The 21,230-nt window shown below is 72.4% G+C and carries 19 protein-coding genes; 15 read left to right on the forward strand and 4 right to left on the reverse strand.

The window, feature by feature from the left end:
• From BJP65_RS07275 to BJP65_RS07290, 4 genes are all read left to right on the forward strand, one after another.
• Positions 1 to 288 (forward strand): WXG100 family type VII secretion target, encoded by a 288-nt coding sequence (locus tag BJP65_RS07275; RefSeq protein WP_070408680.1) that lies wholly within the window; start codon positions 1 to 3, stop codon positions 286 to 288.
• A 138-nt stretch (positions 289 to 426) separates the two neighbouring features.
• Entirely contained in the window at positions 427 to 1,761 is a 1,335-nt protein-coding gene (gene eccD, locus BJP65_RS07280; RefSeq protein WP_070408681.1) for a type VII secretion integral membrane protein EccD, read from the forward strand.
• Between the two features lie 4 nt (positions 1,762 to 1,765).
• A complete protein-coding gene (gene eccB / locus BJP65_RS07285) occupies positions 1,766 to 3,100 on the forward strand; it encodes a type VII secretion protein EccB (protein WP_055831866.1) in 1,335 nt (444 codons plus the stop codon).
• Complete coding sequence (locus BJP65_RS07290; RefSeq protein ID WP_070408682.1) at positions 3,097 to 4,422, forward strand: S8 family serine peptidase; 1,326 nt, start codon at positions 3,097 to 3,099, stop codon at positions 4,420 to 4,422. The genes eccB and BJP65_RS07290 overlap by 4 nt, the downstream gene beginning before the upstream one ends.
• Here the strand turns inward: BJP65_RS07290 and BJP65_RS07295 are convergent.
• Together BJP65_RS07295 and BJP65_RS07300 are read right to left on the reverse strand one after the other, a co-directional pair.
• The gene (locus BJP65_RS07295; protein ID WP_070408683.1) at positions 4,419 to 5,642 is read right to left on the reverse strand and encodes a DUF5684 domain-containing protein; all 1,224 of its coding nucleotides are present in this window, start codon (positions 5,640 to 5,642) and stop codon (positions 4,419 to 4,421) included. The two genes, BJP65_RS07290 and BJP65_RS07295, sit on opposite strands and share 4 nt — an antisense overlap.
• 62 nt (positions 5,643 to 5,704) lie before the next feature.
• Complete coding sequence (locus tag BJP65_RS07300; RefSeq protein ID WP_070408684.1) at positions 5,705 to 5,899, reverse strand: hypothetical protein; 195 nt, start codon at positions 5,897 to 5,899, stop codon at positions 5,705 to 5,707.
• A 25-nt stretch (positions 5,900 to 5,924) separates the two neighbouring features.
• Between BJP65_RS07300 and BJP65_RS07305 the strand changes: the two genes are divergently transcribed.
• The 9 genes from BJP65_RS07305 (at position 5,925) to BJP65_RS07345 (ending at position 14,262) form a co-directional block, all read left to right on the forward strand.
• Positions 5,925 to 6,446 (forward strand): CGNR zinc finger domain-containing protein, encoded by a 522-nt coding sequence (locus BJP65_RS07305; protein WP_055935618.1) that lies wholly within the window; start codon positions 5,925 to 5,927, stop codon positions 6,444 to 6,446.
• Between the two features lie 132 nt (positions 6,447 to 6,578).
• Positions 6,579 to 7,523 (forward strand): alpha/beta fold hydrolase, encoded by a 945-nt coding sequence (locus BJP65_RS07310; protein ID WP_070408685.1) that lies wholly within the window; start codon positions 6,579 to 6,581, stop codon positions 7,521 to 7,523.
• A gap of 121 nt (positions 7,524 to 7,644) precedes the next feature.
• Entirely contained in the window at positions 7,645 to 7,983 is a 339-nt protein-coding gene (locus tag BJP65_RS07315) for a GNAT family N-acetyltransferase (RefSeq protein WP_055935615.1), read from the forward strand.
• Positions 7,980 to 9,002, forward strand: coding sequence for a pirin family protein (locus BJP65_RS07320; protein WP_070408686.1), 1,023 nt, complete (start codon positions 7,980 to 7,982; stop codon positions 9,000 to 9,002). Before BJP65_RS07315 ends, BJP65_RS07320 begins: the two co-directional genes overlap by 4 nt.
• A 132-nt stretch (positions 9,003 to 9,134) precedes the next feature.
• Complete coding sequence (locus BJP65_RS07325; RefSeq protein ID WP_070408687.1) at positions 9,135 to 10,379, forward strand: LCP family protein; 1,245 nt, start codon at positions 9,135 to 9,137, stop codon at positions 10,377 to 10,379.
• A gap of 121 nt (positions 10,380 to 10,500) precedes the next feature.
• Entirely contained in the window at positions 10,501 to 11,058 is a 558-nt protein-coding gene (locus BJP65_RS07330) for an ECF transporter S component (protein ID WP_070408688.1), read from the forward strand.
• 125 nt (positions 11,059 to 11,183) lie between these two features.
• A complete protein-coding gene (locus tag BJP65_RS07335) occupies positions 11,184 to 12,866 on the forward strand; it encodes an ABC transporter ATP-binding protein (protein ID WP_083285939.1) in 1,683 nt (560 codons plus the stop codon).
• The gene (locus BJP65_RS07340) at positions 12,863 to 13,684 is read left to right on the forward strand and encodes an energy-coupling factor transporter transmembrane protein EcfT (protein WP_070408690.1); all 822 of its coding nucleotides are present in this window, start codon (positions 12,863 to 12,865) and stop codon (positions 13,682 to 13,684) included. Before BJP65_RS07335 ends, BJP65_RS07340 begins: the two co-directional genes overlap by 4 nt.
• 17 nt (positions 13,685 to 13,701) lie before the next feature.
• Entirely contained in the window at positions 13,702 to 14,262 is a 561-nt protein-coding gene (locus BJP65_RS07345; RefSeq protein WP_055831885.1) for an ECF transporter S component, read from the forward strand.
• A gap of 128 nt (positions 14,263 to 14,390) precedes the next feature.
• Here the strand turns inward: BJP65_RS07345 and BJP65_RS07350 are convergent, their stop codons facing one another.
• Positions 14,391 to 15,539: a M15 family metallopeptidase gene (locus BJP65_RS07350; protein WP_156784846.1), complete on the reverse strand. Its 1,149-nt coding sequence runs from the start codon at positions 15,537 to 15,539 to the stop codon at positions 14,391 to 14,393.
• A 272-nt stretch (positions 15,540 to 15,811) separates the two neighbouring features.
• Between BJP65_RS07350 and BJP65_RS07355 the strand changes: the two genes are divergently transcribed.
• Positions 15,812 to 17,224 carry a hypothetical protein gene (locus tag BJP65_RS07355; protein ID WP_070408691.1) on the forward strand — a complete coding sequence of 471 codons (1,413 nt, stop codon included), beginning with the start codon at positions 15,812 to 15,814 and terminating at the stop codon, positions 17,222 to 17,224.
• A gap of 127 nt (positions 17,225 to 17,351) precedes the next feature.
• Positions 17,352 to 18,455, forward strand: a complete 1,104-nt coding sequence (locus BJP65_RS07360) for an Rv2578c family radical SAM protein (protein ID WP_070409893.1) — start codon at positions 17,352 to 17,354, stop codon at positions 18,453 to 18,455.
• A 50-nt stretch (positions 18,456 to 18,505) separates the two neighbouring features.
• Here the strand turns inward: BJP65_RS07360 and BJP65_RS07365 are convergent, their stop codons facing one another.
• Positions 18,506 to 20,908: a DEAD/DEAH box helicase gene (locus tag BJP65_RS07365; protein WP_070408692.1), complete on the reverse strand. Its 2,403-nt coding sequence runs from the start codon at positions 20,906 to 20,908 to the stop codon at positions 18,506 to 18,508.
• Positions 20,909 to 21,230 lie beyond the last annotated feature (322 nt).

A 21,230-nucleotide genomic window follows, 5' to 3' on the forward strand; every position in this document is an offset into this window, starting at 1 on the left:
ATGAGTGATCTCCGCGTCACACCCGAATCCCTGCACGCTGCGGCCGGCCGCTTGCGCGCCGAGAGTGGCCGCATCGACGCCGCTCTGAGCGGCCTCGATGCCGAGGTGTCCCGACTGCGCGGCGAATGGGAGGGCACCGCCCAGGTCGCCTACAACAACGCGCAGCAGCAGTGGAGCGCCACCCTCGAGCAGATGAGGGACGCCCTGCACCGCATCTCGACCGCCACCGACAACATCGCCGACGACTACGTCACGGCCGACCGCGCGTCCGCGGCGCGCTTCGGCTGAACGCGTCGACCGAGCACGTGACCGGGCGCTCCGATCGGACGCGCGGTCCCGTGCTCGGCGCGCGGAACGCCGTGCCCCGACGATAGGATTTCGGGGTCTGACCGCAGGGGGCTTCGGTCCGGAAAGAGGGGGCCGCGGATGGCTGACGTCATGAACGCCACACGGGCGCTGCTGCGCCTGTCCGTGCAGAGCGAGGGCCGCCGGCTCGACATCGCGATTCCCGCTCAGGTGCCCGTCATCGAGTTCCTGCCGGGCTTCGCCCGATCGCTCGGGGTGCTCGATCCGTCGATGACCTCCGCCGGCTACGCCCTGCAGCGAGCCGACGGCACCACCGTCGATCCGTCGCGCGGGGCCTCGGCCCAGGGCATCGTCGACGGAGAGGTGCTCACCCTCGTGCGTGGCGGGCTCGTCGCTCAGCCGCGCGTCTATGACGACATCGTCGAGGCCGTCATCGACGCCACGTCGCAGCAGAACCGGCCCTGGACGACGCGCGACAACGCCCGCACGGCCCTCGCGGTCAGCCTGGCCCTGCTCGGCGTCTGCGCGGTGCTGCTCCTCGCCGCCGGTCGCGCCCTCCCCTTCGGCGCCCTGGTCGCCGGCGGCGGCGCGGTCGTGCTGCTCGTCGTCGCGGCCGTCGTCGCGCGGCTCGGCCAACGCGAGGCCGGCCAGGGCCTGGGAATGGCGGCCGCCGTGTTCGCGGCGGTCGCGGGGTTCCTCTCCGTCCCGCCGGCGTTCGACATCTGGGGCTGGCCCCTCGCCGCCGCGGGGGGCGGAGCCTTCGTGATCGCCGGCGTCGCTCTGGCCCTCACCCGCGACCGCGCCGAACTTCAGCTGGCGCCCCTCATCGCCGGCGGGGTCATCGGCGTCACGGGCACCTTCGCCGCCTTCTTCCCCGGCGCGACCGTGTGGACGCTCATGGTCGGCATCGTCGCGACCCTCGGCGGCGCACTCCCGTGGCTCGCCCTCGGAACCACTCGACTGCGCATCGTCTCGCCGCAGAGCGACGCCGAGATGTTCGCCGAACCGGAGCCCATCGACGCCGACGACGTCGCGGAGCGGGTGGCGCAGGGCAAGCGCATCCTCATGGCCCTGCGGCTCGCCCTCGCCGCGTCCGTGCTCCTCGCCGTCCCCCTCGTCGCCGCGCAGAACGCCGCGGGGGCGCTCCTGGGCGCCCTGGCCTTCGCCGGCATGATGTTCCCCTCCCGGCAGACGTTCGCGCGAGCGGGCGTGCTGACGGTGATGACGACCGGCATCCTGGGTCTCGTCGTCTCGGGCGTGGTCGCCTCGCTGACGCAGCCCGACCTGCGTGTCGGCATCCTGGTCGTGCTCGCGATCGCCACCGTCAGCGTGGTCACCGTCACCCTGCTGGCTCCGAAGACGCGCCTGCGGCTGATCCGGATCGCCGACACCGCCGAACTGCTGGTGCTGGCGTCGCTGCTTCCGCTGTCGGTCATCGCCTCCGGTCTGGCCTGACGTCGTGGCCACCAAGGGCGACCTGATCGAGGCGCAGAACTTCTCGCGCCGACGCCTGCTCACCGCGTTCGTCAGCGGCGCGCCGGGCGGCAAGGAACTGCAGCCGACGTCTCCGCTGCGCGCGGTCATCGCGGCCATCGCCCTCACGGTCATCGTCGTGCTGGTCGGCGTGTTCTACGGGCTGATCCGCCCCGGCCTTCCGACGGGATGGGAGAACGGCAAGCTCGTGCTCGTCTCCGACACCGGGGCGCGTTTCGTCACCGTCGAGGGCGTCCTGCACCCCGTCATCAACACGGCCAGCGCCCGCCTGCTGCTGCCCGCGAGCGATTTCGGCGTGATCTCCACCGACCAGGCGACCCTGGCCGGCACTCCCGTGGGAGACACCCTCGGCATCACGGGCGCGCCCGACGAGATCCCACCCGCGTCGGGGCTCATCAACACCGGGTGGAGCGCGTGCGTCTCCGACGTCGCCGGCCTCGACGTGCGCCTGTCCACGGCGAGCGGTCCGGCCACCGAGACCGACCGCGCGGTCGTCGTCTCGGTCGACGGCATCCTGCACGTGGTGCTGGGGGGTCGCAGTTTCGCGGTGTCGAGCAGCGACGCCGACGCCGTGCTGCGCGCGGCCGGCATCTCGGCGCTGTCGCCGGTGACGGTGCCCGCGGCGTGGCTCGATCTGTTCACCGCCAGCACGCCCCTCACCCCCCTGACGCTGCAGAACTACGGCGCCTCGGTGCCCGGGACCAACCTCAAGGTGGGCCAGGTGATCCGGCAGGCCGGTTCGGCCGACGACGAGCGGTTCCTCGTGCAGACCGGCGGGGTGCTCGAGGCGCTGACCCCCCTCGCCTGGCAGCTCTACCAGCTGGGCAGCGGCAGCGCGCTGAACGGCTCCGTGACCGAGGTCACCGCCGACGAGATCCGCACGCTCTCGACGGCGCCCACCGGCCTCGGCGACGAGTGGCCGCGCACCGGCTTCGAGACCGTCGCCGCCGGCGAACGCCCCTGCGCGATCCTCCGGGGCGGCGAGGGGCAGGCGACGACCGCTCTCGCCACTCAGCCGGCCTCGGCGCCCGTCACGGCCGGCGTACGGGTCGACCCGAGCCACGGTGCCCTCGTGCGCGCCGGAGGGCGCGGAGACCAGAGCTCCAGCGTGCTGACCCTGGTGGATGCCACGGGCACGGCCTACCCGCTGCCGAACGCCACCGACGAGACCATCGCCCGCCTCGGTTACTCCCCCTCCGACGTCGCCGCCGTGACCGACGGGTGGACGGCGCTGCTGCGCACGGGCCCGTCGTTGAGCGAGAGCGCCGCGCAGCAGTCCCCGACCACGGGGTCGAAGTGACCCTTCGCCGGCGGACCGGCGGGTTCGGTGCGGCGATCCTCGTCGCGGGTCTGCTGCTGTCGGCCTCGCCCGCCGCCGCTCAGGCCTCGGGCCCGGCATCCGGTGTCGTGTCGTCGTCGCGCGACCAGTGCCTCGCGGCGACGCGGATCAGCCAGACCCCGCCCGCCCTCGACAAGCTGCAGAGCGAGGCGGCGTGGGAGCTCACCCGCGGCGCGGGCATCACGGTGGCCGTCGTGGATTCCGGCGTCGCCCCGAACCCCCACCTCGACGACGCGATCATCGCCGGCGTCAACCTCGTGCCCGACGGCACCGACGGCATCGGGCGCACCGACTTCTACGGGCACGGAACGGTGATCGCCGGGCAGATCGCGGCCCGGCTCATCCCGAAGTCGGGCGTTCAGGGACTCGCCCCCGAGGTGCGGATCCTGCCGGTGCGCGTGTACGCCGGCGACTCCGATCAGCAGGTCGAGGCCGGGTTCGGTCCGAACACCGCGCGCATCGCCGAGGGCATCCGCATCGCGGCCGACCGTGGCGCGCAGATCATCAACGTCTCGATGAGCACGACCGAGAAGAACGCGGCCCTGGCCGACGCGGTCGCGTACGCGCGCGATCGCGGCAGCCTGGTCGTCGCCAGCGCCGGCAACCGCGACTCCACCTCCGCGGTCGAAGAGAACGGTTCCGACGGCACGCGCTACCCCGCCGGTTTCTCCGGCGCCATCGGGGTCGCGGCCGCCAACGACGCGGGCGTCGTCACGAGTGCGAGCATCCGCGGCTCCCATGTCGCGCTGGCCGCCCCCGGGCAGAACATCGCGTCGGCGTGGCCGCAGGGCGGCGACTGCGCGGTCGCCACCGACGCCCCCGCCACCAGCTACGCCGCCGCCTACGTCTCGGCCGCGGCGGCCCTCGTCGCCGCCGCCCATCCCGACGAGACGCCCGCGCAGTGGGCCTACCGCCTCGAGGCGACGGCCGTGCGGGCGCAGCCCGACACGCGCTCGAACTCGTCGGGCTGGGGCATCGTGCAGCCCTACGACGCGATCGTGCTCGTGCCCGGCTCAGGGCTCCGCGGCCCCAAGAGCCCCTTCCCGGGTGCCGCGTCCACGCCGCAGCCGACGCAGACGCCCGAGGCCGTCGCGGTGGTCGTCGGACCCGGACCGGATGCCGCGGCCATCACCCTGGCGACGGGGATCGGCGTCGCCGGTCTCATCGTGCTGGGCGCGATCGGAGCCCTCGCGGTCCTCGTGAGCCGACGCCGCGAAGAGACCGAGCTCCGCCGACCCGCCCCCACGGGCCGTGGACTCTACGGAGACGCGCCGGCCGACTAGGCGATCGCGCCGGGACGCAGATCGATCTGCGCGTCGCCGAGACGGAACCGCTCCGAGGCGAGAGCGGGGGTCTGCGCGCGCAGCCGTTCGCTGCGCCCGTCGTCGTGCAGCAGCGTCACGCCGTTCGTCGAGTCCAGGTCGGTGATGGTCCAGCCCGTCACCGTCCAGTCGAGCCGCGCATGCTGCTTCGACATGGTGCGGGTGTCATCGGCGACCGCGATGTACTGCACGGATTCCTCGGTCTGCGCGGGTTTGCGTCCGAGCACGACGGTTCGTCCGGCGATGCTCACCTGCTCCCCGTCGGGGAGGCCGAGGATCCACTCCCCCCGGCGGCGGGAGCGGGGCCGAGCGGTCTGCGTCGATTCGTCGAGCGGCGCCGCGACCGGCATCTCGGCGCGGTCGGCGGCGGATGCCGTGGCGTCGGTCGTCTCGGCGACCCGGTCGAACGGCGCGCCGGTGTCGGCGGCCGCGGGTCCGTCCGCGGCGTCGATCCCCCCGAGGCCGCTCTCGGCGCTCGGGGCGACGGGGGCGGCACTCACCGGCGCGACGCCGTGCTCGGCCGGGCCGGAATCGTCGCCGCGCACGGCGGAGGCGGAGGGGGGAGCGACCGGCACGGAGGATCCGACCTCGGGCGTCGTCGTGCTGACCGACGCACCCCGAGGGGGGACGTCGACGGGTCCGGCCAGCACCGGTACGGCGGCGGGGACCTCGACCGAGCGCGAAGCGCGGCGGGTTCCGGCGGCCGCGGCCGGCGTTCCCGCCCCGGGGACCGCGGTCAGGGGACCCGACGAGGGCTCCTCGGCGTCGTCGACCGCGGCCTCGTCGACCGCGGGGTCGTTCGCGTCGTGGGGCTTCGCGGCATCCGGGGTCGCTCCGGGTGCGGCGAGGATCCCCGCCCACACGGGCGGCAGAACGAGCGCCAGCGCCGTCGTACCGGCACCGCGTCCCGACGCAGCGCCCAGGCGGTGCGCCGCGGTCGCCTTGAGCACGAGGGCGTAGACGTTGACGAAAGGCACGAGCAGCAGCACGGCGCGCACCGGGTCGACCCGCCCCAGCCGGAAGACCTCGGCGTCGTTCACGATCGGCACCCACGCGCGCCAGGGCTCCGCGCCGCGCGCCGCGAAGACGCGCGACAGGCCCATCGCATACCAGACGTGCAGCACCACGGCGAGCACGAGCACCGCGCCCGCGGTCGTGGCGATCAGGCCCAGAGCGTTCATGCATCCCCCGTCGATGGTCTGCTCCGACGCTACCGTCTCGCGCGGCGCGCGAGGAGGCGTGGTCAGCCGATCGATCGGGTCATCGCAACGGGCGGCGCCGGTGACACCGGATCCAGGTCCACGCGTCGGGCGGCGCAGCCCGTGCAGCGCACGTAACGCACGCGTCCGGCGCTCGTGGGGTGCACAGATTCGGTGAGCCACGCGTGTTCGTGGACGGATGCCGGGGCGGCGGGCAGGACGGTCGGGAGGGCGGTCATGGAACCAGCGTGATGTAATGCCGTTATGCATCTCAACCCTTACGGCGAGTACGCCGTCCTGTTGGCCGCCTCGTTGGCGAACGACTGGCCGGCCGACCGCGAGGGGATCGAACGCCGCACGCGCGAGAGCGGGATGACGATGACCTTCCCCGCGGCACCCGACGACCACGAACGCACCCGCACCGTCGTCGACGAGTGGCTGCGGATCGTCGACGAGACCGATCCCGATGCGCGCGCGGCGCGGCTGAACGCCCAGATGGCCGCCGTCACGGCCTACCCCCGTCTGACGAACCACGACGGCGAGGGGTGGCACCTGCACTACCGCGACAGCGACGAATCGCTCCCCCGCGTGCTCGCGGCGGTCATCTCGGTCGGCACGTCGCTGCACCTCGTCACCCGGGGAATGACCCGCCTCGCTCGATGCGCCGCCGAGCCCTGCGATCGCGTGGTCGTCGACGTCACGCGCAACGGCCGGCAACGGTACTGCTCGGTGCGCTGCGCGAATCGCGCCGCGGTGCGCCGCCATCGCGCGCGCGTCCCGCGCTGATCCCCTCGGCGGGTCGTGACGAATGTCACGGAGAGCGGTGACCGACGACACTGCCCGCCGAGGCGCGCCTCGGGTGTGCTGGAAGACGGGTGACGCTCACGGCGCCCGCCGTCGCACCCGAGGAGATCGAGAATGAGGAAAACCACGAAAGTGGCCCTGGTACTGGTGCCCGTCCTGCTGCTGGGCGTGCCCCTGCTCACCGTCGGCGTCACCTCGACCGTCAACGCCGTCGCCACGGCCACCGAGGCGGAGCGGATCGTCCCCTACGGCCAGCTCGTCCCGGTGGGGGAACACCGCATGAACGTGGTCGTCCAGGGCGATCACGACCGGACGATCGTGCTGCTCCCGGGCCTGGGAACGGGCGCCCCCGGCCGTGACTTCGCGCCCCTCATCGATGAGCTCGACGACACCTTCCGAGTGATCGCCGTCGAACCCCTGGGCACCGGCCTCAGCGACCAGACCGACGTGCCGCGCACGGCGGAGAACATCACGCGCGAGGTGCACGAGGCGCTGCAGTACCTCGGCGTCGACCGCTACATCCTGGCCGGGCATTCGATCTCGGGGATCTACGCCCTGACGTACACCGCCGCCTATCGCGACGAGGTCGACGCCTTCGTCGGCATCGACTCCAGCGTGCCCGACCAGCCGGGCAGCACCGAGGCGCTGCCGACGGATGCCGTGGCGACGATGAACGCCCTGGGCATCACACGCGTCCTGCAGGCGATCGGCCCCGACCCCTATGCGGGCGCCGACTTCGACGACAGCGCGAAGGAGCAGATGCGCATCCTGACGACGCGCAACTCGACGGCATCCACGATGCTCGACGAGATGGATCGCACCGCGGCGAACTTCGCCGAGGTCAGCGCCCAGGTGTTCGCCCCCGACCTGCCCGTGCTGCTGTTCGTGCGCGCGGACGATCCCGACGTGGAGGACTGGGTCGGGCTGCACGAGCGCCAGGCGGCGAGCGTGCAGAACGGCGAGGTCGTCCTGGTGTCGGGCAGTCATTACCTGCACCACACGGCGGCCGCGGAGATCTCGGCCGAGACGACGCGGTTCGTGGATTCCCTCGGCGGGTGAGGCTCCGCGAAGACCGGGGGTACCAGATCCGTCGTCGACCGGGCGGGGATGGCGGAACACCGCGGGACGCACGTACGTTGTCGTGGACACCGACGACGGACACCGACGACAGGAGACGCCCATGGCCGACGAACTGACTGTGACCCGAAACGACGAGGCGCGCCGCTACGAGATCCACGTGGGCGACGAGCTCGGTGGCTTCCTCGACTTCCGCCCCGCGGGTGAGGACCGCACGACCCTCCCCCACACCGAGGTCGACCCGGCCTTCGCCGGTCGCGGCCTCGGCAAGGTCCTCGCGAGCGAGGCGCTGGCCGACCTCGCCCGACGCGGCGGCAGCATCATCCCGTCGTGCCCCTTCGTGGCGCACTACCTGCGCGAGAACGACGTGCCGGGCCTCGTCGTGGAGTGGCCGAACGAAGACGACGCGGCCGACGCCGCCGGGCCCGGCGAACCCTCGTGACCCGACTCGACGTCGCCCCGCCGGCATCCGAGGGTCCGATCGCGTGCGACGGACCGCGTTCCCTCGTGATCGAGGCGCGCGAGGTGCCGTTGGGCGGCGTCCGGGGCATGGAGGTGCACCGCACGCTGCCGCATCGCGCGCTGCCGATGGTGGGGGCGTGGTGCTTCCTCGACCGGTTCGGACCGCAAGAGACCCTCATGCGGGTCGAACCGCACCCGCACATCGGCCTGCAGACGGTGACGTGGCCGATCGTGGGCGAGGTGCGGCACCGCGACGCGGTGGGCAGCGACGTCGTGGTTCGGCCGGGGGCGCTGAACCTCATGACCAGCGGCGCGGGCATCGCGCACTCGGAATACTCCGTCGGCGAGGGACCCATCCCCCTCGATGCCCTTCAGCTGTGGGTCGCGCTTCCCGACGCGCGCCGGCACGGTGCTCCCGCCTTCGAGCGACACGAGCACCTGCCCACGATCGACCTCGGCGACGGCGCCGACGCGGTCGTCGTGATGGGCGAACTCGGCGATGTCGCTTCTCCCGCGACGGTGCACACCCCGATCGTCGGGGCCGAGCTGCGGTTGCCCGCCGGCGTGACCGTGCGCGTGCCCCTTCGCCCCGAGTGGGAGTATGCCCTGTACGGCATGACCGGCCATGCCGACGCCGTGACGGGAATGGATGCCGTCGACGCCGACGCCGCGCGACGACCGGCGCCGGGTCTGGAGCCGGGATCCACCGTGGCGATCGACGACAGTCGACTGGTCTACGTCGGCAAGGGACGCGACAACCTCGAGCTGCGCAGCGACGGCGGCGCCCGGGTCTTCCTGTTGGGCGGAGAGCCGTTCGAAGCCGACATCGTGATGTGGTGGAACTTCGTCGGCCGCTCGCACGATGAGATCGTCGAGGCGCGCGACGCCTGGGAGGCCCGGGCCGACCGCTTCGGCACGGTGATCGATCACGGCCCCGAGCGCATTCCCGCTCCGCCCCTGCCCGCGGTGCGCTTGACGCCGCGGCGGCGGCGCGACTGACGCGTCAGCCCGCGGAGCGCGCAGGGCGCACGAGCCCGACCCGACCAGCGAGCCCGGCGTGAAACGCCTCGCCGAGACCGCCGAGCCGCGGCATCCGGTGCCCCTAGACTCGGGGGAATTCGAGGAGGAACCATGCGCCGTCGCACCGTCGCACAGCACGCGCGCCTGCGGTCCCCGCACCCGATCGCTCAGCTGCTCACCGTTCTCGCCGTCGCCGTCGTGGTGGTCCTCGTCTCGGCCGCGGGCGTTGCCGCGTACACCGCCTACGACCTGACCACGAGCTTCACCGAAGAGGCCGTCGTCGTCGAGAACCAGCCGCCCGTCCCGCCCGACCTCAGCGAGCTCGAGGGCGGCGTGAACATGATGGTCGTCGGCATCGACGCGTGCGAAGAGAGCCTGCGCGAGGTCTTCGGCGAGCGCTGCGAGGGCCCCGACGCCGAGGGGCAGCTCAACGACGTCAACATCCTCGTGCACATCTCCGATGCCCCGCGTCGGGTGACGGTGGTGTCGTTCCCGCGCGACCTGCTCTTCGACGCCCCGGCCTGCGACACCGCCGACGGCGACCGCTGGGGCGGCGGCTACGTGCAGATCAACGAGATCTACACCTACGGCGGACTGTCGTGCGTGATGACGGCGATCTCCGACATGAGCGGGCAACCCGTGCAGTTCGGCGCGATGGTCACCTTCGGCGGCGTGATCGAGATCACCAACGCCATCGGCGGCGTCGAGATCTGCCTCGCCAGCGACATGCGCGACGAGAACACCGGCATCGACTGGGCCGCGGGTCCGCGCACCATCCAGGGTCTCGAGGCCCTGCAGTTCCTGCGCACCCGCTACGGCGTGGGCGGCAGCGACCTCGCGCGCGTGAGCAACCAGCAGCAGTACATGTCGCGTCTGGCCCGCAAGCTCGTCAGCGAAGAGGTGCTGTCGAACCCGGCGACGCTGTTCCGTCTGGCCTCCACGGGGTTGCGCAACGTCACGCCGACACAGAGCCTGACCAACCCGCTGACGCTCGTGCAGATCGCGTCCGCGGTCAAGGACGTGCCGTTCCAAGACATCGTGTTCGTGCAGTACCCGACCGTTCAGGCCAGCGCCGACGCCAACCGCGTCGAGCCGAACTACGACGCGGCGCAGGTGCTGTGGGACGCCCTTCTCGCCAACCAGGGCATCGAGGTGACCGGCGACGCCGGCGCGAACGGGGGCGTCGTCGTCGCAGAACCCGCTCCGGGTGAGGCCGTGCCGAGCGAGGCGCCCTCCGAGGGCGAAGCGGTCGAGCCCGGAACCGTCGACCCGAACACCGGCGCGGTGGCCCTTCCCGAGTCGATCACGGGGTCGAGCGCGGCGCAGCAGACGTGCAGCGCCGGCGTGGTGAACTGACCGGCGTCGCCGAGTCCCCCGAGCCCGCCGGATTCGTCACGCTCAGCAGCCTCCCCCGTGACCAGCCCGACTCGACCGGCGGGGCGTCCAGCGATCCCGGCGTCGCCGCTACGCTGAGCGGGTGTCCCTGGCATCCGGTCTCTCCACGCGCGTGCTGCTCGTCTGCGCCGCGATCGGGGTGGGGACCGGCATCGTGGGCGGTGCCGCCGGGTGGCTGACGCTGATCGTCCTGGCGGGGGCACCCTGGGCCTACGGGCTCGTGCTGGGCTCGCACGTGCTACCCGGGATCATCGCGCAGCAGGTGGTGCGCCGCGCCGGGGTGGCCCTGGTGACGCACGTGCTCGCCGCACTGGTGGCCAGTGCCATGGCGCCGCAGTGGACGTTCCGTTTCCTCGGCACGGCCCTGCTGTTCGGCGGGATCCAAGAAGGCGTCGCCGCCCTCACCCGGTACCGCGTGTGGGCGTCCGTGCGCTTCTACGGCTCGGCGCTCGTGATCGGCGGGCTCGTCGCCGTGGTCGTCTGGTTCGCGGCCGACATCGCCAGCCTCGCGCCGGCCACCCGCGTCGCCTACCTCGTGATCGGCGTCGCGGGACCCGTGGCCTGGACGGCAGTGGGGCTCGCCATCGGCTCGGGTCTGCGTCGCGCCGGAGTGGGGCGCGGTCTCTCGACGACGAAGTGAGCGCGCGCGGCCAACTTAGGCTGCACTAAGTTAGGGCGTACTCACTCCTCGAGGACTCGCCCGTGACCGCTCACCCCCACCCCGATACCGCGCCCACCCGCGCCGACACCGGGGCTCTGCTGCGCATGCGCGACGTGGCCATCACCCACCTCGACGCCGCGACGCCCACCCCCTCCGCGCTGCGTCTGGACGTGCACCCCGGTGACGTGGTGCTGCTGCTCGGTCCGAGCGGATCGGGGAAGTCCACGGCGGCGCTCGCCATGAACGGCCTCATCCCGCACGCCGTGCCCGCCACGGTGGAGGGCACGGTGAGCGTCGGGGGAAAGGATGCCGCGACCACGCCCGTCGCCGAGCTCGCGACCACCGTGGCCATGGTCTTCCAAGACCCCGATGCACAGCTCGTGACGGGCACCGTTCTCGACGAGGTGGCGTTCGGACCCGAGAACCTGCGGCTCCCCGTCGAGGTCGTGCTCGCCCGCACCGAAGAGGCCCTGCGCCGCGTGGGCCTGTGGGAGCGTCGCCACGACGCCCCCGACGTGCTCTCCGGCGGCGGACGTCAGCGTCTGGCCATCGCCTGCGCGCTGGCGATGGGCTCGCCCCTGCTCGTGCTCGACGAGCCGACCGCCAACCTCGACCCTCGCGGCGTCGACGACGTGTACGCGGCGCTGCGCGACGTCGTCGCCGAGGGTGACCGGGCGATCGTGCTCGTCGAGCACAACCTGGATGCGGCGATGGGTCTGGTCGACCGCGTCGTCGCCCTGGATGCCACGGGCCGGGTGGTCGCCGACGGCGGCGTCGACGACGTGCTGCGCGACCGCGCGGAGCAGTTGCACGCGCTCGGGGTGTGGCTGCCCACGGCCACCCTCGCGGCCCTGCGCCTGCGACGGGCGGGATACGACATCACCCCCTTGCCGCTGACCCCTCGCGAGTTGGGACGGGCGCTCGAGACGATCGCCCCGCCCGCGACGGCACCCGCTCCCCCACACCCGCGACGAGGCATCGGCGACCCCCTCGTGCAGGTACAGGGGCTGACGATCTCGCGCGGACGCACGCGCGTGCTCCACGGCGTCGACCTGTCCGTCGGCGCGGGCGAGTTCGTCGCCGTCGTCGGCGCCAACGGCGCGGGAAAGACGACCCTCGTGCAGGCCCTGGCCGGGGTGCTGCGCCCACCGCGCGGAACCGTGCGGATCGCGGGGCTCGACGTTCGCCGCACCGATCCGCGCACGCTTTCGCGTCACGTGGGTTTCGTGTTCCAGAACCCCGAGCACCAGTTCATCGCGACGACCGTGTTCGACGAGATCGCCCACGGCCTTCGCCGACAGCGGCTCTCCGACAACGAGGTCCGCGCGCGCACCGAGGCGCTGTTGCAGCGGTTCGGCCTCGCCGACAAGGCCGCGATGCACCCCTTCCTGCTGTCGGGCGGTCAGAAGCGGCGACTGTCGGTGGGAACCGCGCTCGTCGGCGGCGCCCGACTGCTCGTGCTCGACGAACCCACGTTCGGACAGGACCGCGCCCGCGCCGAGGAACTGCTGCGCCTGCTCGACGACCTGCGCGACGACGGCACGACCATCATCGTCGTGACCCACGACATGCAGGTGGTCGCCGAGCACGCCGACCGCGTGATCGTCGTCGACGACGGCCGGATCGCCGCCGACGGACCGGTCGGCAATGTCTTCGACGACGAGGACGTCGTCCGACGCGCGGGCCTCAGCACTCCCGCGCTGCGGCGCGCCTTCACCGGTCTGCAGCGGCATCCCGAGCTCGCGTCGCTGATGCGACTGCGCGACCTTCCGGGCGGGTCGGCATGACCGCCCCCACCACGGCACCGACACGCACCGACACGACCGCCGTCACCCGCGGCCGGCGCGGCACGCGGTGGCTCGGGGGCCTCAACCCGCTCGCCAAGATCGCGGGCCCGGCCGCCGCCATGATCGCGCTGGTCTTCGTGCGCGACCTGACCACTCCGATCGCGTTCCTCTGCCTCGCCTACGTCCTGCTCCTGACCGGAACGCGTCTCACCCGGCGTCTCGTCGCCCTCCTCGCCGGGGTGGTGCCCCTCTCGATCGTGGTGATCGGCCTGGGCTTCTCGCTCTGGGTCGACCCGGCCCGCGTGGAGGACACCACCGCGTTGATCCGCATCGGGGAGTGGGCGCTCACCGACGGGGCGGTGTCCACGGGTCTGTCGACCGCGCTGCGGCTGGCCGCGATCATGACGCTCGCCTTCGTCGGCGGACTGACCACCTCGGGCCCCGACCTGGTGCGGGCATTGGTGCAGAACCTGCGCGTGCCCTACCGCATCGGCTACGCGGCTCTCGCGGCGATCCGCTTCGTCCCGCGCTTCGGTCACGAGCTCGACGTGATCCGCCAGGCGCACCGCGTGCGGGGAACGCGGGGCGGCGTGCTCTCGGCACCCGCGCGCGGGATCGGATACGTCGTGCCCCTTCTGGCCGGGGCCATCCGCCACGCCGAACGTGTCGCCCTCGCGATGGATGCGCGGGCGTTCGGCGCCCACCCCGACCGCACCGAGCGCCACCGCGTGCCCTGGCGCCGGGGCGACACCGTCTTCACCCTGGCGTTCTGGGCGATCTCGGCCGCCCTCTTCGTCGTTCCCCGCCTGTCCGTCTGATCCGATCCGGAGCATCCATGTCGCGCATCTCGACCGTCTTCCTGCTCACCTGCGCCGCCATCGGCGTCGCCGGCGGCATCATGCTGACCGCCGCCAACTGGGTGTCGACGGTGCTGTTCGCCGCCGCGCCGTTCGCGGCGGTGGCACTCGCCGGGCTGTGGCTGGTGCCCGCGGCCGTCGCGATGCGCCTACTCGAACGCCCCGGTTCCGCGCTGCTGGTCGGGCTCATCTCGGGCCTCGTGGCCGCGCCGCTCTCCGGGTACGGGTGGGGCAGCGTCGCGACCAACCTCTGGTGGGCCTTCTTCGTCGAGCTGCCGTTCCTCGTCGTGCTGTACCGGTTCTTCCACCGGTGGCAGTTCTTCGCCGGAGCCGTCGTGGTGGCAGCCGTCTACCCGACCCTCGCCTGGGCGTCCTTCGGACTCGACACGTTCGCGCCCCTCACCGTCGTGCTCTTCTACCTGCTCACGCTCGTGGCATCCGCTGCCGGGATGGCGATCGGCATCGCCGTCGCCGATGCTCTGCGCCGCGCGGGAGTCGCACGCCTCGCTCGCCGCCGCCCGCGGACGAGCGCCACCTGAGGACGACCCCGCCGGAGGACGATCCGGCCGGCGCGCGGCGTCGCGGCACGACCTCGCGCACGGCCGGACCGCGGCCTCGCCCGCCGTCGGACTCGAGGAGCCGGAGGCCCCCTCCGACGCCTCGACGTTCAGTACGAGGGCGCCCCGGGAAGGCCGAAGAACTCCTCGAGGGTGGCGTAACCGCCCTCGTGGTACGCGCGGGCCAGCTCGGGGCCGATGTAACGCAGGTGCCACGCCTCGGGCTCGTACCCGCTGATGCCCTCGCTGCCCTCGACGTACCGGGTGATGAAGCCGTACTCCCACGCGTGATCGCGCACCCACGCACCCTGGGGCGAGGCGGCGACGTCGTCGAGCGTGGCGCACGATCCGTTGCACGGCACGATGTCGACGGCCAGGCCCGACTGGTGCTCGCTGTACCCGGCGCGGGCGCTCTCGCGGTCGGCGGCTTCGACCCCGCCCACGGCCACGCGGCCGGCGTACGTCGATTGCTGCGTGCTGTACGAGCGGAAGGCACTCAGGTAGCCGATCTCGCCGGCACCGGCGTCGGAGGCCGCACGCACGAGCTGAGTCAGCGCCCCCGCCGCGGGCGCGCGCAGCGCCGACTCCTCGAGCGCGCGCACACTGTCGGGCATCACGAGGTCGCCCGGGCGGTAGTCGACGGGGTCGTACGCGCGCTGCTTGTTGACCACCATCCACTCGCGGTTCGGGTCCGACAACGACACGCAGGGCGCGATCCCGGATGCCACCGCTGCGCGGAAGGCGCCCCCACCGCCCGCGGCCGCGATCGCACCGGCGTCGTCACCCGCGGCCAGGGCCGAGGTGAAGGCCGGGTCGTCGCACGGCGTGGAGGTGGCGGCGACGGCCGCCTGCTGCACGACGGGCAAACCCTCGTCGGGCACGGTGGGGGGCCCGGCGACGACGGCGGCGACGGGCGGAGCGTCGGTGTCGGCCGCGGCGCCACCGGGGGATCCCGAGGTGGCAGCACCGATCGCGATGGCGAGGGCGGCCACCAGAGTGACGGCCCCGCCCACGGCGACAAGACGACGGCGGCGGAGGACCGGGATCGAGGCCGTCGTCGGCGCGGCGGTCGCGGCCGTGGCCTCGCGCAGCCGGCGGCGGGTGGCGAGGGCCGCCGTGTCGGTGGCGGGCCGCTCGGCGGCGGGGATCGGGGGCACGGGCTCGGCCGCGGCGGGCGGGAGCGAGAGGGCCGCCGTCGCGAGTCGCTCGGCCTCCGCGCGCGCAGCGCGGCGGGGCGAGAGCTCGGGATCGTGCGACATGACGACTTCCATTCTCGCCCCGGATGGGAGGGGAGTCGAGTCGCGACGCCCGGCGCAAGGCGGATCCTTCGTCACTCGCATCACCCACCGGGCGAAAAACTGCGCCGGGACGGACCAAAATCCGCCCCGTCGCCCAGCCCTGTGCCAGCCGCAGGAGAAGGTCGGTGAGGACGATCCTGCCGTTCCGGCCCCGACCGGACAGGTGCGCACCACCGCCGTCGTTGAAGCCACCTGCCCCGACCTCGAACGTCCCACGACGGAAGAAGAGACGCATGACTCCCCCACCGATCTCCCGCCGCACCCTCGTCACGGGAGCGGCGTGGTCCGTGCCCGTGATCGCCCTCTCCGTCGCCACCCCGGCAGCCGCCGCCGCGTCCGGGATGGCGACGGCGTCGTTCGATGCGCCGACCTACACGGTCGACTTCACGAGGCTGCTCTCGGGGGTGGTCGTGCGCGTCACGAAAGACGGTGCTCCCCTCGCCGGAGCCGTGGTCACCGTGTCGTTGAGCGCCGGAATGACGTTCACCCCCGGGGGCACGACGAGCCTGCCCGTGACGACCGGTGCCGACGGGTCGGCCCAACTGCCCGACATCGAACTCGCCGAGACGACGGCATCGGGAACCCTGTCCGCCACGTCGGTGGGCGTGACCCCCGCCTCGGCCGCGGTCACGTCGTCGGTGCGCAAGCTCGTCTGGGTGACTCAGCCCGCAGCTCCCCAGGACGGACAGTCGAACAAGATCACCAAGAGCGGAGTGGGCGTGCGACTGCTGCGGGTGGACGACACCTCCGCGGGAGCCGGAGAAGTCGTGACCTTCATGATCCCGCGCGGCCCCGCGAGGTGGAAGGACTACGTCGGACCGACCGTGCAGACCCGCACCACCGACGCCACGGGATTGGCGGTGTCGGACGTCCTGTTCACCACCGGGTTCTTCTCCGAGTACGACATCACCGTCGCCGTCAGCCACCCGTACGCGCCGACGATCTCTTACGACCTGCCCTACGAGTCGGGCGTCGTCGTGGTGACCCCGTCGACTGTGTCGTTCGACGCGCCGACCTACACCGTCGACTCGTCGAGACTGCTCTCGGGAGTGGTCGTACGCGTCTCGAGAGACGGCGCACCTTCCTCCGGAGACGTGGTGACCGTTTCTTTGAGTGCCGGGATGACGTTCACCCCCGGGGGCGCCACAAGTATCCTCGTGACGACCGGTGCCGATGGGTCGGCCCCCCTTCCCGGCATCGAGCTCGGCGAGACGACCGCATCGGGAACCCTGTCCGGCTCGGCTGCGGAAACGTTCCCCGCCTCCGCCACGATCACGTCGTCGGTGCGCAAGCTCGTCTGGGTGACGCAGCCCGCGGCTCCCCAGGACGGGCAGACGAACAAGATCACCAAGAGCGGAGTCGGCGTGCGGCTCCTGCGGGTGGACGGCACCTCCGCGGGAGCCGGAGAAATAGTGACCCTCATGATCACTCGCGGCCCCGCACGCTGGCGGGACTACGTCGGACCAACCGTGCAGACCCGCACAACCGACGCCACAGGATTGGCGGTGTCGGACGTCCTGTTCACCACCGGTTACTTCTCCCCGTACGACATCACCGTCGCCGTCAGCCACCCGCAGGCGCCGACCATCTCCTACGACCTGCCCTACGACTCGGGCGAGGGGGGCGGGATCATCACCATCGGGTGAGCGCGGGCGGCGGACTCGTAGAGGCCGACGCTCCGGCTCCGACGGGTCCCGTCGATCACGTGCTCGTCCTGCTCGTCGTTCGCCGCTGCGCTTGCGGCAAAGTAGAACATGTGTTCGAATGTTCGACATGAGATGGCAGGGGCAGCAGCTGGGCGTCGACGACCCGTCGGCGCTTCCCGGTATGGAGCGCATCGACGGTCTCGTCCGATCGGTGACGACCCCCGAGTTCGCCGGAATGACGTTCCACGAGGTGCAGTGCAAGAGCGCTCTGAATCGCGTGCCCGGCATGTCGGCCATGCCGTTCGACTGGACCGTGAACCCGTACCGGGGCTGCACGCACGCGTGCTCGTACTGCTTCGCCCGCAAGACGCACGAGTACCTCGACCTCGACTACGGCGCCGACTTCGACTCCCAGATCGTCGTCAAGGTCAATGTCGCCGACGTGCTGCGCACGGAGGTGCGTCGGGGATCGTGGGCGCGCGAGCCCGTCATGCTCGGCACGAACACCGACCCCTACCAGCGCGCCGAGGGGCGATACCGCCTCATGCCCGACATCGTCGGTGCGCTCACCGACAACGGCACGCCCTTCTCGATCCTCACCAAGGGCACGCTCCTGCGCCGAGACCTCCCCCTGCTCGCCGACGCCGCCACGCAGGTGAAGGTCTCGTTGGCGATGTCGATCGCCGTCTTCGACGACGCCCTGCAGAACGCGATCGAGCCGGGCACCCCCAGCGCCGACGCCCGCCTCGACACGGTCCGCGCCGCCACCGCCGCCGGCTTCCGCGTCACGGTCTTCCTCATGCCGATCCTGCCGCACCTGACCGACTCGCTCGCCCTACTCGACGACGCCCTCGCGCGCATCCGCGCCGCCGGCGCGGCTCGCGTCGTCTACGGCGCGCTGCACCTGCGTCCGGGCGCGAAGCAGTGGTTCCTCGAATGGCTGGGGCGCGAGCAACCGCACCTGGTGTCGTCGTACCGCGGTCTCTACCCGGGCGTCTCAGCCCAAGCGCCCAAGGCCTACCGCACCTGGCTCGGCGCACGCATGCGTCCCCTGCTGCGCCTGCACCGACTCGACGGGTGGGACGAAGACGACCACCCTCGCGGGCGACCGCAGCCGGGCCTCGCCGCCCGCGCGACGCCGACGAGCAGCCTCGGTCCGGTCCGTGGCACCGGGCCCTCGGCATCCATTCGCCCCCGCGTCGCTCCGGCCAGCGAGCCGCGGCTCTTCTGAACGCACGAGACCCCCGCCGCGGACGCGACGGGGGTCTCGATCGAGGCGGATTACGAGGTGACGTCCGCGAGCTGGCGGCCCGAGATCTCTTCGATCAGGTCGTCGCCGAGCTGCGCCGGCTCGAAGGGCGCCTGGATCTCGGCGCGGTCGAGCAGCTCGGTCATGCGGCGCTGACGCTGCCGCGTGATGAGCGTCACCACGGTGCCGCTGCGACCGGCGCGGCCGGTGCGGCCCGAACGGTGCAGGTACGTCTTGTACTCGTCGGGGGCGTCGGCCTGGATCACCAGGTCGATGTCGTCGACGTGGATGCCGCGGGCGGCGACGTCGGTGGCGACGAGCACGTTGACGCGACCCGAGGTGAGCTTCTCGAGGTTTCGCGTGCGCTTCTGCTGGTTGAGGTCACCGTGCAGCGCGACCGCGGCGATACCGGCGTCGTCGAACTGCGCGGCGAGCGTCTCGGCGTACGCGCGGGTACGGGCGAAGACGAGGGTCTTGCCCGGGCGGTCGACGAGCGAACCGAGGATCTCGGCCTTGTCGCGGTGGTCGATCACGAGCACGCGGTGCTCGATGGTGCCCGAGTCCTGGTCCTCACCGGCGACCTCGTACACGGCCGGGTCGACGAGGAACTCGTCGACGAGGGCGGCGACCTCACGGTCGAGCGTGGCCGAGAACAGCAGCTTCTGGCTGCCCTTCGCGGTGGCGCGCAGGATGCGCTGCACCGGCTCGAGGAAACCGAGCTCGCACATGTGGTCACCCTCGTCCAGCACGGCCACCTGCACCTGCGACAGGTCGAGCTTGCCCTGGTTGAGCAGGTCTTCGATGCGGCCGGGGGTGCCGATGATGATGTCGACGCCCTTCTTCAGCGCACCCACCTGACGAGCCTGGGGCACGCCGCCGTAGATCTGCGTGGTGAACAGGCCGACGCTGCGGGCGATGACCTGCACCGTGCGGTCGATCTGCAGGGCGAGCTCGCGCGTGGGGGCGAGGATGAGGGCCTTGGGCGCGCGAGCGAACTGACGCTTCTCGCCCGCCTGCGAACGCAGGACGCTCTCGACCATGGGGGCACCGAACGCGATCGTCTTGCCCGAGCCGGTGCGACCGCGCGCGAGCACGTCACGACCGTCGAGGATGGGCTTCACCGTCGCCGCCTGGATGGGGAACGGCGTGGCCGCGCCGAGGCTGGCGAGGGCACGGACGATGTTGTCGCCGAAACCGAGCTCGGCGAAGCCGACACCGGTCTCGGTCGCGACGTCCACGGCCTGCGCCTGCAGGCGCTCGTGCACGACGTCGACGCGCTGCTCGTGCTCGGCCGAGCGCTTCGGGGTGGCGTTCCAGTCCGCGCGGTTCGGGCCGTCGGTGCGGCGCGGACGCTCGTCACGGGCGGGGCGGTCACCGAACGAACGGGCCGGGCGCTCGTCGAACGAACGAGCCGGACGCTCGTTCCGGTCGAACGACCGGGCAGGACGGTCGTCGGTCGAACGGGCGGGGCGGTTGTTGCGGTCGAACGAGCGCGCGGGGCGGTCGTTACGGTCGAACGAACGGGCCGGACGATCGCTGCGATCGAACGAACGCGCGGGACGATCAGTGCGGTCGAACGAACGCGCCGGACGATCCGTGCGGTCGAACGAACGAGCGGGACGGTCGCTGCGATCGAACGAACGAGCGGGGCGGTCGTCCGACGAACGGGCCGGACGCTCGTCGCGGCGGTCGAACGACCGGGCGGGACGCTCGCCGGCATCGCGGCGGGGGCGCTCGTCGCGGGCGGGACGGTCCGAGAAATCGCGGCGGGGACGCTCGTCGAAGGAACGGGCCGGACGATCGCCGAAGTCACGACGCGGGCGGTCGTCGAACGAACGGGCAGGGCGGTCGTCGCGGGCCGGACGGTCACCGAAGTCACGACGCGGACGCTCGTCGAACGAACGGGCCGGACGATCGCCGAAGTCACGACGCGGACGCTCATCACGGAACGACGGGCGACCGTCGCCGGTGGCGCGGCGGCTGTCGCGGTCGACGCGATCCACGCGGGGGGCGCGGTCATCGCGAGCGGGGCGACCGGAGCGGTCGTCGAACGAACGGGCCGGGCGGTCACCGAAATCGCGGCGGGGACGATCGTCGAACGAACGCGCGGGGCGATCGTCGAACGAGCGCGCCGGGCGGTCGTCGAACGAGCGCGCGGGGCGGTCGGTGCGGCCGGAGCGGTCATCGCGGGCGGAGCTGCGGATGCCGCGCGACTCGTCGCGACCGACGCGGTCCTGTGCGCTCCAGCGACGCTTGTCGGGGGCGGCCTCGGCCTCGGGACGGTAACCGCGGTGGCTCGGGCTCTTGCTGCCGGGCTTCGCGGACGCGGCGCCCTCGGGGCGGCGCTTGCGGTCCTGGAACGAGGTCTGCGCACCGTAGCGCGGCTCGAAGTTCTTGGCGGGGCGGCCGCCGGCGGGCTTCTTGTTCTTGGGCATGACGATGTCCTTCTGGGTTCTGTTTCGCGCGAGACAGCGGCACCGCGCGCAGCGGTGCGAAACCCGGACATCCGTCGGCCGGGGGCCATTCACTAGTGATGGGAGGACGCGATCGCGTGCTCTCCATCGGCCCCTTGGACTACAAACCCATCCGCGCATCACGCGCGGTGTCCAGAGCCGACTCCCCGACGTTACCGGTCGCGGCTGGGAATGGCATCCATGTCCCCATCCGTGCAGGTTCGCGGCCCGTCGATCGCACCAAGTGGGACACCCGTCCCCCACCCCGCGCTCATGTCCCCATTCGTGCGGGTTCGACGCCTCA

Source organism: Microbacterium sp. BH-3-3-3 (assembly GCF_001792815.1).
GTDB lineage: Bacteria > Actinomycetota > Actinomycetes > Actinomycetales > Microbacteriaceae > Microbacterium.